Genomic DNA, 14,051 nt, shown 5'->3' on the forward strand with positions numbered 1-14,051 from the left:
CGCCATTCGATGCCCCGTTCAATCGGGTAGGGCATCCATTACCCGCGACCATCGAAAACACTGCCGACGAGGTTTCGTATCGTCCAGCCAGCAACGCACTGGCAGTTCATGAAACATTCAGGCTAGGAGTCTGCGCGGCAGAAGGAGTCGAGGCGAAACGAGTGGGAAAAGAACCCAATTCACGCCCACTTTTGAGGTCTGTAGCCGTAGGTAGGTGCGACGGCGCACCTACGACCGAGAAATGGGCGGGAAGTGGGACTTTTCTCCACTCGTTTCGACTGACTAGCTTCTGCCGCGCAGACTCCTAGCCCACATCGCCGATCACCCCGTCAACCGCGTTGACGAGCTCCTGCCCTGGCATTGCGCCGGGCAGCTCGCCACTGCCTGAAAAACACGCCGCTTCCCAGCGGTGTGACGCCATCATCAGGCAATACGGCGATCAAATCAACAGGGTACTGGGCGGGCGCTTACCAACGTCATGTCCCTGACTCCATTACAACGCTACGCGCGCTCATCGCCAGTGCAATCGCAACTCAACTACAGCGTTGCCCTTGCTACTTTCAGATTAAACTTGCTTTGTGACGCAGTAAGACTAGGCGTAACTCTTGTAGAACGCCTCAGCCGTGAACTTCACAAATTCTTCGGTTTTTTCCTGGCTGCGCGCAATGACCTGCCAAGGCTCCAGTCGCGCAATCTCCATTTGAAGATCTTTCGCAGTCTTGCTCGTGCATCCAAGAATATCCTGCACCGAGCCGGCAGCCACACCGTCACATTGAAAAATATACGTGAACTCCAGCAATTCCTGGAAGTTGAAGAACTTTTGTTGGTAGTCGTTGGGCGACTGGCTGGCGAAGAACACGACTACGCCTTTAGAGCGGCCTTCGCGAATGATTCTTTGTAGGAACATATTCTTCTGCCCGAGATAGTTGTGCGCCTCGTCGATGACCAGAATCGTGCGGATAGTCCGGCGACCTTCAACTACGGGACTATCAGGCAGCGTCGCCATTTCCTTGTAGAGCCGCTCGATGACAAGGTAAGCGACCAGTTCCTTCAGCACTGGCATTGCATGAACATCAATCAACATTGTGCGGTTCGATACCCGCTCCATCGGTGCGCCGTCGCTGCCGTGCCGCCAGAACAAATCGAAATCAGACAGATCACGCAGTACTTCAATCAGGCTGTCATCTTTCTTGCCGTCCTCTTCATACGCGGCGGCAGCCGCTTCTAAAATGTCGGGAAAGTCCGGATAAGGAGCCGCCGAGCCGGCACGCTTAGCATATGCCGCCCGAATCGCTTCCGTCAATGCACCTTTTTGAACGACGCCCAGTTTGCTGTTAATCGAGGCAAAGCTCTCTGCTTTTTCACGAGCCGACACATTGATGGTTTGATCGTCATACGCAGGCAAAATGAAAGGATTGATTGGCAAGCTCTGTCCGCCTTGTAGCAGTCGGAACGGTTGCACGCGCGCCAGTTCAAGAAAACGTGCGTTTTCTACAACGTCGCCTTTGTAGTCAAAGTAGATGAAGTTGGTCTGGTAGTTCGATTGAATGCGGATATCGGTCAATATCTTCAGTAAGAACTGCGTCTTGCCCACGCCGGGCTTTCCCATGATGGCAAGGTGAGAGTTGGCATGCCTTGTCGTGTTATTGAGCTCCATTACCAATTCGGTCCGCTGCAACAATGTTCGACCAATAAAGATGTCGAGCCCACTGCCCAGTTGCTCACGCCGCCCGGCGAATTCCACCTCATCCATCAGCCGCTGAATCAGCGCGTCTCCACTGCGGCCTGATTCCTGAAACATTGTCGCCAGCAATGCCGCACCGCTATCGATGTGATTTTTGACAATGGATCGATTGGAAAAGAATTCATCCTCACTGAACTCGCGCTTGCCGTACGTATGGGCAATCAGCGTGCGCAAAAAGACTTCATCTTCCGCAATAAATGTCGGCCGCTTTAGTTCTGCGCCACTGAAGCTCAGGCTGGGCAGGACATGTCTCCCGTCCTTCACCAACGACAGCGTGAACGCAATCCTCGCCAAAGTTGCCTTCTCGAGTTTGGTTTCAAAACGCAATGCGCTCAATACCTCATCAGCTTCGCTCGATGTGTAAAGACGGTCAGCCATTATTTTTCTCCCAAAAATATCCCTGTCGGAACGTTGTAAGTTCCTGGCGTTGGTCGAACTCCAGAATGGCAGCCCCGCTCAGTCGTGGCTTCAGCGATCGGTAATAGTTGGCGTCGATCTCCGTGTCAGTAGAGAGAATAATGACCTGCTCACCGGCGTTGGGAAAATAGTTATTAACGATGTTGTCGCGATGTGCGCTGTCCAAGCGGGACAAAGGGGTGTCGATGATGATCGGCAGTTTAAGTTCGCTAGTCTGGGCCAGACCCCACAGAAGGGAAATCGCAAATACCTCTTTTTCACCGGCTGACAGCGCCGATTTGCGAATTTCATGTCCGTTTCGGTCGGTGATCTTTATCTCATACGTCTTGTCGTCGATGGATATGTCTTTGATAAGGCCGCTGCGACTGGAGAGCAATCGGTACATTTCGAAGGTCTTCTCCTGGAGCAAATGCACCTTGTTCTTGCGTAGCCGCACGATGAACTGATTCAGCACACTGGCAATCGAATCACATTCCTCGATGAAATCGGCCTTTTCTTTCGAGACATTATGCTTCTCATAGAGCTTTTCGATTTCAACTTCGATATCGGCAATGCGCTTTTGGAGGGCGAGAATGTCTTCTTCCACCAGCCGTATTTGTTCGGTCTTGCGTCCGATCTGAGTCGAGCAGCTTTCCATCGACCCCTGCAACTCGTCGAACAGTTCACGCTCTGTGGGTGTAAGCGCCCCTCCCAATGCGACGCCTTCAAACTGTCTCACTTGCGTCTCAAGCTCGCGGATCTCCTCGATCAGAGGCTTGAGCAGGAAAATGTCGCTGTTTTCGAGTGCCTCCATCCGGTTCAGCACACGCGCAGCGTCACGGTCCGACAGGTCCAACACCTTGGAAATGTCGGCGTTCGGGTCGCCCTCTTTTAACATGCGATAAATTCGGCTTTCCAGCTCTTTCATGCGCTCAGATGAAAGTTTCTCAGCGTAGATCGGCTCCGGCTCTTCCACCACCCGGACAATGCGCTTGGCAAGCGCGGCAGCGTTCTCCTTGATCGCCTCGCCGCTGGCCGACTCGCGCTCGGCCTCAATCTGCTGTCTTATGCCATCAAATAACTTGCCCGCGATACTGAATGGAAGTGACTTCTCGCACAAGGCGCGAACTTCGCTTTCTACCTGTGCCAGCCGGTTGGCGGCCTGCACGCGCTTCTTATCCTGCTCGCGCATCGCCTCGCGCGATTCCGGTGCAGTATGAAAGGTGGCTTCGAACCGTTTCTTAGACTCATCCAACTGCGTCCTGAACCCGTCGAATTCCAGGCGCAAGCCATCGCGCTCTTGTTCCTTTCGCGCTTGCTTGCTCTTCTCACGCTTTAGCTCGCTTTGTTTGAATTCCAGATCCTCATCCGAAATCGCAATGAAGCCTTTGCGTTCTTCCTGCTTAATATAGATGATGTCGCTTGCCAGCCGGTTGATGTACTGAATTCCCAAGGCCGCCTCCAGCGACGATTTCAGGCGCACCTCCGAATGGTCGTCTGCGGCAATCTCCTGAATCTTTTCTCCATCGAAGAAAAAAAATTGTGTAATACCTGGCGGAATGGCAGCCCGGATAAAGTCTTGCCAGATTTCCTGATTCTGTACCGACACTCGCTTGCCGTCGCGAACCACCACAAGCCGCTCTGTAAGGTCGCGTGATTTGGGCTCGCTCACCGCACCAGCCGTCCAGGAGCGCTTCACTACCAGCTCGGAGCAGTCGTCCATCTCGATGATGATTTCGAAGCTGACGTTGGCATTACCCTTGGCTTTTTCGCGGCGGTTGATATTGCGAAAAATATCGTCGGACTTGCCTCCGTAAAGGCAGAAAGTCACCGCCTCCATAATGGAAGTCTTGCCCGCACCGTTCATGCCCCCAATCAGGAAGATGCTGCTGCCGTCCGCGCCGGTAGGAAAGACAATCTCAGTCGAAAACTGAAAGGACTTGTAGTTTTCGATAGTCAGCTTGCGAAATTTCATGCAGCACCGCCTTTTTTAATGAACTCGGCTCGTATGTCTTTGAGGCGCGTCATGGACCCATCCGCGTTGACTCTGCGCCAGTGGAGCCAGCCGTTCAGGGATTGCGTGCTGATCGCATCTGCTGCGGCAGAGAGTGAATCGAACACGATCCATCCGCTCTGCGTTTTCGCCGATAACGCGCCACTGGCGAGTACTTTTCCTTCAAAGACTTGTCCGTCTTTTTTCCAGGAAAACTCCAACTTGTCGCATACGGAGAGATATTGATTTTGGATCAGTTCTTTGAGTGTTACGTCGTAGCGCTGCCGCTTGATAGACTCACCGCTTGGTGTTTTGAATTGTTTGTGAAGTGTCTCGGCCACGGATGACAGTTTGTTCAGAGCACTGATCAATTCAGCGATTTCAACGAAGCGCTCCCCGGCGCCGACCGCTACCGCAGGCACCACGTCTTTGGCAGAAAGCGCAAGCTTGAGCTGCCTGAGTTCATCGGGAATGCTCACCCCGAGTCCCGAAAGTTGCTCAATGCTTTTGTTGATGACATGGAGCTGCTTGCGTTCATCGCTTGAGAGCGAGGGAGTTGGCAGCGCGCTTGCGCGATGCCCGGCCAGCCAATCGCCAATTGCCTCCAGATGTCCTTTGAGACCATCATCCATTTTGCTTTCCTATGTCTGATGTACTCTTGAGAATCTCGCGCAGCGCGTCATAGACACCCGTGCGCCGGTCCTTGAACTCGTACTCACGTACGGTATGAAGTAGCTTCAACACCTTGTCGGGGCTGACGCTGTGCTGGCGGCACAATTCTTCAAGGAGACGAGAGTCATCAGTGGAAAGGTTCATGGCTGTGCGGATTCCTCGATAAGTTGTGCGACGTGATTTTTGGATTGCTCGAGAAGCCGTTCGGACTCCTGCCGTTGGGAGAGCGAACGTTTCACCAGATCAGCAATCTTGGATTCGGCTTCGCCGCTCAGTCGAGGAACCAGGACACGCGCGATATCCCGGGGCGCCAGGTGCCCATTGGTGGAACCTGTAATCCAGCGATTGAACTGGACTTGTCCGATTTTGTGATCGAGTACCAGTAACAAGTAGTGCGGGTCCACCGTGTCCCATGTGCGCATACAAAGTAAATCCCCGGAAAAGGCCAGCCGCTCGTAGCGCTTGACGATGCCGATCTTTCCAATAGTCGCGCCGGTGATAGCGAGCAGAAGATCGTTGACTCCAGCCAGTAGGGTGTTCGGGTACGAAGCGCATGTCGATGCTTCAATGATTTCCCTGCCGCTGATATGTTTGATGCTGCAATAGTCAGCGGCGCCTTCGCTAACATCGGCTTGTTGGCGACCTTTCACTGTACTTCTCAGCAACGAACCGAGACGAACGCATTGGCCGTGTGCATGAAGCCAGTTTTCGTAGAAGCGCGCATCCGGGGCAAAACATTGGGGATCGACCCGCCCCGCTGTCATTGTTTCCGACCAACCGACGGTGCTAAAGTGCGCAGCATAGCCCGCTGGCTTTTGAAGGTTGAGCTTGTCAAGACCCAGCTCCGCTTCAAGAAGATATTGTGCGTTCTGATATAAGCGGACACCGAGATCGGCCGCAGCGAATGAGTCCCTGACCAGGTTCCCTATGGCTTCTTGGGAGTCTGCCGGCAGATTCGGTACCAGAATTCGTTCGACCTCCCGACAATTCAGGTTCACTTGCTCGGTTCGGCGCGCGTGCCGCCACACTTGGTCGCGTCCCCACTTGGTTTGAAAATACGCTGTAAGAAAATAGGGATCGAAGTTACTTTTGGTGCAGATAACTGCGACGTTCTGGTTCGTCACGCATGCCGGATCGCCGGTCCTCACAATCGCGGTACGCCCAACAATCTCGGGCGTTGCGCCGATAATCGTCATGACTACCGCATTGGCGGGAATAATGTCCCGATCGCCAACAGCTCGTGTCGGTAGAAGTGCGGAGTTGTTGAAGTCGATCGCCCCCTCGCGCACCGTGTCCGTCTTGATGAAACGAATCGTCGCTTCGTCGCCCTTTATCAACCGTGACCTGGGAGTGCGCCCCGTCCGCACCGGCCCAGAGATGATTCGTCCCAGCTTTGTTACACCGATGCGCTGATCAAGCCGTCGCCACAATGCAAGCTCATTCAAATAGGTTGGGTGGTAAAAGTCAGCATCGAAGCGTGAGTATTCGAGCGCCGATATTGACACAGTAGACCAGACCGCCATTACTCGCCCCCCCAAAAACTGAACTGATGTTCCTGGGCGAAGCGGACGAACGCCTCCGCCACGCATAACCGTTCGTCGGGAATGTTAGCCGCATCGACCAGGTCGGCGGCGCACAAATCGAAGTTCACCAAGTCTTGATCGATGACGAGCTGGCCTTCCTGTGGATGACCGTCCGGGAATTCGACAAGGCTGCCATCATCATCGAGTAGATGTTTGTAGTCGCCGGAATTGTCTTTCCCGCCGCGCTCGCTGACCGCCATGAAGATCGGGTAGTCGAGTTGTTTGGCCACCTCGGCCGCAATCCAGCGCTCCTTGAGTGTGCCGATCAAATCATCGTCAGCCAATATGAGCGCCAGTTTGCCGCGATTGCTAAGCAGTTTCAGTGCGGTATCGGCCTGCGGAATTTGTCTTTCCAGAATCTTGATTTCCGCCTTGAGGATCTTCTGCTGGACTTTACGCGAATCCTTGAGTTTTTGCGCCGCCAACTTGTAAATCTGGCGGATTTCCTGAATCTGCAAACGCAGGGCGCTCTTTTCGCCGGTCCAGTGCGTGCTCAGAGCCGCGATTTCCTGTTCCTGTTTTTGCGTCAAAGCTTCGCTGTCGCTGTCGAGGTCGATAAAATTTTGCTTGGCCTTGACCAGCGCGTTTTTGAAGGCGTTGAGCTTTTCTTCGGCGGCAGAGATACGGTCTGCGGCGGCGGCTTCGCTTTCCGGGGCGCCTTCTTCGCTTATGTCCTCATTTTCTTCCTCGTCGCTGCCATTGGCTGTCTCTTCTGATTCGGGCTCGCCGAACGTTTCGGCGACGAGGTCGGCAACTTCGTCAGAGATCGCTTCGGCCGGCACGTCGGCAGCGGCATCGTGGGCCGCTAGCAGCGCCGTGAGGTCCGCGGCGTAATCCGGGCAGGCCCCCGCCACTTTGTCATGCACTTCGGCGATTTCGGAGAGTTGTTCTGGTGTGTATTTCTGAACAAAAAGCACCGAGGTTTTCGTGCCGGTGTGCGGTTTGAAAGTATTCGGGTGCAGGCCGACCACCGCCAGCAAGCGCGCCTTTTTGAGAATCCATTCTCGGATGAAAGCCAGTGACGCGTTGTTGAATTTCCCCTGCGGCAGGACGATGGCGGCCCGGCCGCCTGGTTTGAGCATATTCACGATACGTTCAATGAAAAGTACGTCTCGCTCCTCCTTCGGTTGCTTGTCGTCCCCCGCGCGTTTAAGAGCGGGCTTTGCCAGCGCGTAATGCACGAGCATCTTGCGGTCTTTCATCTCCCCCGCAAACGGCGGATTGGCGAGGATGACGTCGAACTTCAGCTCGTGGAAGTACTCCCAGGCCTTATCTTCATCGGTCAGAGCCTCGTTCTCTGGTATTTTTTTTGCAGTGAGCTTGGCCTTGCGCAAGTCATTCATGAGGGCTTGGCCCGAGCCCGTCTCGTACCAAGTCCTCGGATCCAGGCTGCTGACATCGGGACCATAAATATTGGTGTGACTGTCGCCCGCAATTAACATTAGCGCGCGCGAAGTTTTCGCGGCACGTTGCTCGAAGTCGATGCCCCACAGGTACTTTCCAGCGTAGCGGTGCTTGCGCAGTTCGCGCGCTTCATTATCCGCCGCTGGATAGCACCACTCCATGGCGTGCAAGAGAAAGCCGCCGGAGCCGCAGGATGGGTCCATGACATACTCGGTGCGCGTTGGATTGAGCATGCGTACGCACATTTCAACGACGTGGCGCGGGGTGAAAAATTGGCCCTTCTTTTTCTTGGCCTCGGTCGGCAGCAGGTATTCAAACGCGTCGTCCATGATACGCAGGTTCGAGCCCATCAGTCGTACACCTTCAACTGGGCCGACGCACACTTGGAGATGGCGTTTAGCCAGTTCGATATCTTCGCCCTCCTTGAAGATTCCAGGCCACTCTTCGCACGCTTTATGAAAGAGGTTATTGATGCGGCCGTATGTAATTTCAGGGTCGAGTGCCTTACGGAACTCCACCACTTTGTTCGGACGGTTCTCCAGCGCCTCTTTTTCGTCCCAGATTTTGGCAAATATCAGCTTGAATATTTCATTGAACTCATCCTTACCGCTATCAGCGAGGACCAGTTCCTCGAGATCCTGCACTATTTTCTTGAAGTCGAAATTTTTCTTCAATTGCAGTAGTGTCTTCTTCGCTTCAAGGACATCTTTTGGCCCTTCGCCTCGCTTGGGGATATCGAACAGCGTGTCGTCGAACTGCGCCGGGTAAGGCCGATAGAGAATAATACTGTCGGAACCGTTGGACCAGAGCGCGACTGGCGCACCCTTGGCGTTCATGTAGCTCTTCAGCTGCTCGATACCGTCCTTGCGCTTGGGCTTCTTGCACTCGACAATGATCTTCGGCGTCACTTTTGTTGAGTCAGTGTAGACAATGATGTCGGCTGCTTTGGTGCCAATCTCGGTCCCAAACTGGACACCTTTTTCCAGATCAATCTCGTCAGCCTTGTAGCCGTACTGGTGCATTAGCTTGTACACCCACAACTGACGAACAATCTCTTCAGGTGCAGATTTGCCGCCTTCAACATAGACTTGCACTTCTTCATTTCCTGTGGAAAACGGGATGAAACTCTTCAGGTAGAATTTCGTCTTTCCCGCGTCCTTGCCGCTTGCCGATGCCTTTGGGTAGATGGAAATGATATCGTGTATCGGCTTGCCGAGATTTTCAAATTCGGTGAGTTCAAATTGGACACCTGGTTCTTTGAAAATACGGTCAATCAGTTCTTTGGTATTCATGTGTTGAAATTTTATCCTGCGTTGTTTGATGTGAACACTGGCAAAGCACTAGTGGCTTGAATAGCGTTCTATGCGAACCCCGGGTGACCCAACACCATTCACTGCGAGAAGGCAACTTTTCCGCGTTTATTATAGCCTTCGCAAGCCCATCCCTAAGCACTTCCAGCAACGGCTGAGCCATGTTGCCCACTGCCCGCATATCACTTGGGTGGGGGCTGATCCGGCCCACTTTTCCTCGGAAAAACGATCAAATGGCCACTGGCCTCGGTTTTATGATGGTTGATTCCTGCAGTCATAATGCCTAGCAGCCTGTCGGACTTGGGATCGTCGGCTGCAAAAATACCTGGGACGGTCCATATTTCGCCGCTTTCTCGGCCAATAGCTCGCTATTGGCACTGCGAAATCGTCAAAATCTGGTCTCGCCCGGCTATTTTTTTCGCTTCGACTCGCCAAGTCCGACAGGCTGCCAGGAGAAAAAATCGACTCCGGGCGATTTTTTGGGGTAGCGTAGGAGGCGAAGGGCAAGAAATCGCGCAGCGATTTCCCTCTAGTCAGGGAATCGGAGAGCCTTGCGCTTGCAAGCGCAAGTCGCTTCATCGGCGCCGGGCATGACTGACGAATTCCCGATTCCGCCCCGCGACGCGGCTTCGATTCCCGCCGCCCGCTAGCGCAAACGAAAAAAAACCGTCCAAGGGCGGTTTTTTAGCAGACAGTGGTGGAGGCGAAGGGCAAGAAATCGCGCAGCGATTTCCCTCTAGTCAGGGAATCGGAGAGCCTTGCGCTTGCAAGCGCAAGTCGCTCCATCGGCGCCGGGCATGCTCGGCGAATTCCCGATTCCGCCCCGCGACGCGGCTTCGATTCCCGCCGCCCGTTAGCGCAAGCGAAAAAAAACCGCCCAAGGGCGGTTTTTTAGCAGACAGTGGTGGAGGCGGCGGGAATCGAACCCGCGTCCGCAAGCACTCTACAGACAGTTCTACATACTTAGCACTGCCATTTAATTTAACCGGTACAACGCGGACGTGCACGCTGTGTACAAGCGAGTTACCTATTATTTAGTCCGGAACTAAGTAACCCAGTTCAAGACGAGTCCCTGTAAATGACTCTAGAGCTTTTGACGGCCCACCCCAGGGACGAGGTGTTCTAGAGCTAGCAGCAATTAAGCTGCGAGTGCGTACGAGTTATCGTTTGCAGTTAAGTTTTTCAGGTTGTATTTACGAGGTAGCCCGCCCTCGGTATGCCCTGCGCTGCTTTGCAACCCACGTCGAAACCAGGTCGCCCCCACAGAACAGCCATTGTACCTCAAATCCACAACACTGTGCCACTCTCGTGTCAAGTAAAACATCGTGGTCAAGGTGTCAAAAAATGACCACAAAAGAAAACAAAATTGCCCGTACGCATCAAATAAATTGCCACATGGAACGTTTACAGCTATTCTCTTGGCTGTGACGATGACTTCGCAGTCCAGTCAAACCCTCTAACCGATCTCCAGGAGAACAGCATCATGATGACCAAGACGACCTTCCGCCTTTGCGCAGCACTGATCGTAGCAGTCAGCGCCAATGTGGCATTCGCAGCTGACGTACCAGCGGTGTTCGACGCCAAAAGCTGCAAGGCCGACTATCCTAAAGCATCGTTGATGAACGAAGAGCAGGGCGTGGTCAGCATGGCTTTCCTGGTGTCGGCCGAAGGCAAAGTGCTGGAAGCGAAACTGGACAAGACCAGCGGTTTCAAGAGCCTGGACAAAGCCGCAATGAGCGCCATCAGCGCCTGCAAATTCAAGCCGGGCAGCAAAGACGGCCGTCCTGACAGCACCTGGACCAAAGTAGAATACAACTGGACCCTGAGCTGATCGATTAACGCCGGACCATGCGCCAGTTAAAGGCGCATCGTCTCTCGTCGAATCAACAACGCCTGGCCGACGCTTGAAAAAGCGGGGCCAGGCGTTTTGTCGTTGGCGGCGTGCGACGCGCCCGCCAGGGCGCGATAGTGAGCCTGAGCCGGCCGTCGCGCCTTACGCCATCAGCGCCGCCGGGGTCGTCGCACCGACCGTCGTGCGCAGCAATTCCAGCAGGTCCTGCGGCGTGTCGAGCAGGTAGTCGGCACCCCATTGGGTCGGCTCGACCGCGCCGCAATAGCCCCAGGCACAGGCCACGGTGACCATGCCGGCCGCGCGCCCGGCTTCGATGTCGCGCAGGTCGTCGCCCACATACCAGCACTGTTGCGCCGCAATGCCGAGCCGGCGCGCGCCTTCGAACAGCGGCGCCGGATGCGGCTTGGCGTGCGCGGTGGTGTCGCCGGAAACGATGCAGCCGGCGTGCTCGAGGCCGATCAGGGGAATCAAGGGGTCGGTGAAGCGCGCCGGTTTGTTGGTGACGATGCCCCACGCTATGCCTGCTTCGCTGATGCCGGCGAGCAGTTCCGGCACGCCGCCGAACAGGGTGCTGTGCGATGCCATGTCGGCCTGGTAGTAGTCGAACCATTTCACCCGCAACGCTTCGTAGCCGGCGTCGCCGGGCGCAAGGCCAAACGCGGCACCGATCATGCCGCGCGCGCCGGCCGAGGCGGTCGGGCGCAACAGCGCGTACGGGGTCGGCTCCAGGCCTCGGTCGGCGCGCAGGCGGTTGACCGCCGCCGCCAGGTCGGGGGCGGTGTCGGCCAGGGTGCCGTCAAGGTCGAACAGGACGGCGCGCGGCGCCGCTGGGGAGGAAGGGAAGGTCATGGCGGCGGCTCGGCGGTCGAGTGGGACTTTACAGGGGACGGCTGCAGGCAAGCAGGTAGTTGACGCTGGTGTCCTGGTTCAGGGAGTAGATCTTGGTCAGCGGATTGTAGGTCATGCCCTTGAGGCCGTCTACCTGGAGGCCGGCTTCACGCGCGAATTGCGCCAGTTCCGACGGGGTGATGAATTTGCCGTAGTCATGGGTGCCCTTGGGCAGCATGCGCAGCAGGTATTCGGCGCCGACCACGGCGTATAAATAGGCTTTGGGATTGCGGTTGATGGTCGAGAAAAACACGTGCCCGCCCGGCTTGACCAGGGTCGCGGCAGCTTTCACGATGGCGCCCGGATCGGGTACGTGCTCGAGCATTTCCATGCAGGTCACCACGTCGTATTGCCCGGCTTCGCGCGCGGCCATGTCTTCGGCGGCAATCAGTTCGTAGCGCACTTGCACGCCGGACTCCAGGCTGTGCAGGTCGGCTACCTTGAGCGCCTTGTCGGACAGGTCGATGCCGGTGGCGTCGGCGCCTTTGCGCGCCATCGATTCGGTCAGGATGCCGCCGCCGCAGCCAATGTCGATCACTTTCTTGCCGGACAGCGCGGCGCGCGCGTTGATCCATTCGAGGCGCAGCGGGTTGATTTCGTGCAGGGGCTTGAACTCGGACGTCGGGTCCCACCAGCGGTGGGCAAGTTCGCTAAATTTCTGGATTTCTAGAGGGTCGGCATTCATACGCGGAATAATAGCGGGAAATCGGGGAATGCGACGGACGCATGCATAAAAAAACCCGGCCGCCGCTCGCCGCCCGATTGCCGCACCGCCAACTGCTCAGCGTACGATATCGCCGCGCCCGCTGCGCGGCGCTGGCGCGTCGGCGGCCAGCAGGATGGCGAGCGTGGTGCGCGTCACGAACAGGGGCAGGGAGAGAATGTCGGTGCTTGCGATAAATCTTACCGCAGGGCTTGGTGCGTGCGCGGACGAGGCGATGGCGACGATGTTGTCATCCCGGGTCGTTTTCGTATGACAGGACGGGGCCTGTTCAGCGTCGGGCATGATTCCTCCTGCAAGCCATCATAGTCGTCTCTGCCGTTGCCGGGAAGGGGATGTGGGGCTCGCTCAGCGGCAGGCGTGCGGCGCCCAGCACGGCAGGCAAAAAAACACCCCTGCGCGAGGGGTGTTCATGTGACGATGCGAATCGTCGTCCCAGTCAGCTTGCCCACCCGGCCGGGCCGGACAAGCTGTCAGGCGCGCAGCTTACTTGGCGCGGGTGCCGACGACTTCCACTTCAACGCGGCGGTTCTTGGCGCGGCCTTCAGCGGACTTGTTGTCTGCCACTGGCTGCGTTTCGCCCTTGCCTTCGGTGTAGATGCGGTTCGCTTCGATGCCTTTGGCTTGCAGGTAAGCCTTGACAGCTTCGGCGCGGCGGATCGACAGCTTCTGGTTGTAGGCATCGGTACCGACCGAGTCGGTATGGCCGACAGCGATGATGACTTCCAGGTTGATGCCTTGCAGTTTCGAGCTCAGGTCGTCCAGCTTGCTCTTGCCTTCCGCTTTCAGGACCGACTTGTCGAAGTCGAACAGCGCGTCAGCCGAGAAACTCACCTTGGTCGACTTGACTTCGTCTTGCACAGGCGGTAAAGGCTTCGCGTCCGGGGTGATCGGTGGCTGCACCACTGCGACTGGCGGCGTGACGCATTTGCCGTTTTCCAGTTTCGCTGGCTCGACGCACAGGGGCAGGTCGCAACCTGGGACGGCATCGGCCGGGGTCCAGTAGCCGGTACGCCAGCACAGGCCGAAAGGATCGCGCGCGATCACGCCACGGGCATCCTGGACATAGGCGCTGTTTGGTTTTGGTGCCATGATGTCGGTGGTCACAGGTGCGAACGGTGGCGACTGTTGTGCCAGTGCGCTGCCTGCGATCGCGGAGGCGGCGAGCATGAGCGAGACGAGTTTTTTCATAGTTTTTCTTCCTTTCGGGGGTGATATCCGCAGCTTTATAGCTGCGCAACTTTTCGAGCGTGGACAAGATAGTAACAGCTTGCCCCAGCCATTACCCGTGACAGTTTCGTGACAGCTTGTGAAACAGGCAATTAACTTCTGGGTCATTCTGCCACATGCGCTTAATTAGCACGAAGGCTGTTAAACCATTCGTGCCGCAATGTGGTGCATCATGTTGTATTCGTGCAACATCGTGTCTGGCCTGCCATCATCGGGTTGACAAAATATGAACGTTTTTATGATTTCGATCACCCATAT

The 14,051-nt window shown here is 55.8% G+C and carries 11 protein-coding genes and 1 other RNA gene; 1 reads left to right on the forward strand and 11 read right to left on the reverse strand.

The features are described from left to right. Positions 1-592 precede the first annotated feature (592 nt). From F2P46_RS13875 to ssrA, 7 genes are all read right to left on the reverse strand, one after another. Positions 593-2,122, reverse strand: coding sequence for a DndE family protein (locus F2P46_RS13875; RefSeq protein ID WP_166890376.1), 1,530 nt, complete (start codon positions 2,120-2,122; stop codon positions 593-595). Beyond that, positions 2,115-4,115, reverse strand: coding sequence for a DNA sulfur modification protein DndD (gene dndD, locus F2P46_RS13880; RefSeq protein WP_166890379.1), 2,001 nt, complete (start codon positions 4,113-4,115; stop codon positions 2,115-2,117). The genes F2P46_RS13875 and dndD overlap by 8 nt, the downstream gene beginning before the upstream one ends. Further along, complete coding sequence (locus F2P46_RS13885; protein ID WP_166890382.1) at positions 4,112-4,765, reverse strand: hypothetical protein; 654 nt, start codon at positions 4,763-4,765, stop codon at positions 4,112-4,114. The genes dndD and F2P46_RS13885 overlap by 4 nt, the downstream gene beginning before the upstream one ends. Further along, positions 4,758-4,949, reverse strand: coding sequence for a DNA modification system-associated small protein (locus F2P46_RS13890; protein WP_166890385.1), 192 nt, complete (start codon positions 4,947-4,949; stop codon positions 4,758-4,760). The genes F2P46_RS13885 and F2P46_RS13890 overlap by 8 nt, the downstream gene beginning before the upstream one ends. Next, positions 4,946-6,328 (reverse strand): hypothetical protein, encoded by a 1,383-nt coding sequence (locus F2P46_RS13895; RefSeq protein ID WP_166890388.1) that lies wholly within the window; start codon positions 6,326-6,328, stop codon positions 4,946-4,948. Before F2P46_RS13895 ends, F2P46_RS13890 begins: the two co-directional genes overlap by 4 nt. After that, positions 6,328-9,084: an N-6 DNA methylase gene (locus tag F2P46_RS13900; RefSeq protein WP_166890390.1), complete on the reverse strand. Its 2,757-nt coding sequence runs from the start codon at positions 9,082-9,084 to the stop codon at positions 6,328-6,330. The genes F2P46_RS13895 and F2P46_RS13900 overlap by 1 nt, the downstream gene beginning before the upstream one ends. Before the next feature lie 920 nt (positions 9,085-10,004). Then, positions 10,005-10,364, reverse strand: a transfer-messenger RNA (tmRNA) gene (ssrA, locus tag F2P46_RS13905). Positions 10,365-10,588: 224 nt separating this feature from the next. Here ssrA and F2P46_RS13910 point away from each other — a divergent pair. Continuing rightward, complete coding sequence (locus tag F2P46_RS13910) at positions 10,589-10,933, forward strand: energy transducer TonB (RefSeq protein ID WP_166890759.1); 345 nt, start codon at positions 10,589-10,591, stop codon at positions 10,931-10,933. A 162-nt stretch (positions 10,934-11,095) separates the two neighbouring features. Here F2P46_RS13910 and F2P46_RS13915 read toward each other — a convergent pair whose 3' ends face one another. The 4 genes from F2P46_RS13915 to ompA form a co-directional block, all read right to left on the reverse strand. Continuing rightward, positions 11,096-11,803, reverse strand: coding sequence for an HAD-IA family hydrolase (locus F2P46_RS13915; protein ID WP_166890393.1), 708 nt, complete (start codon positions 11,801-11,803; stop codon positions 11,096-11,098). Positions 11,804-11,831: 28 nt separating this feature from the next. Next, positions 11,832-12,527: a bifunctional 2-polyprenyl-6-hydroxyphenol methylase/3-demethylubiquinol 3-O-methyltransferase UbiG gene (ubiG, locus tag F2P46_RS13920; RefSeq protein ID WP_166890396.1), complete on the reverse strand. Its 696-nt coding sequence runs from the start codon at positions 12,525-12,527 to the stop codon at positions 11,832-11,834. A gap of 96 nt (positions 12,528-12,623) precedes the next feature. Further along, positions 12,624-12,848, reverse strand: coding sequence for a hypothetical protein (locus F2P46_RS13925; RefSeq protein ID WP_166890399.1), 225 nt, complete (start codon positions 12,846-12,848; stop codon positions 12,624-12,626). 201 nt (positions 12,849-13,049) lie between these two features. Beyond that, positions 13,050-13,754 carry an outer membrane protein OmpA gene (ompA, locus tag F2P46_RS13930; RefSeq protein ID WP_166890402.1) on the reverse strand — a complete coding sequence of 235 codons (705 nt, stop codon included), beginning with the start codon at positions 13,752-13,754 and terminating at the stop codon, positions 13,050-13,052. Positions 13,755-14,051: the final 297 nt, after the last annotated feature.

The organism is Massilia sp. CCM 8734, assembly GCF_011682155.1.
In the GTDB taxonomy this organism is placed as follows: Bacteria; Pseudomonadota; Gammaproteobacteria; order Burkholderiales; family Burkholderiaceae_D; genus Telluria_A; species Telluria_A rubra.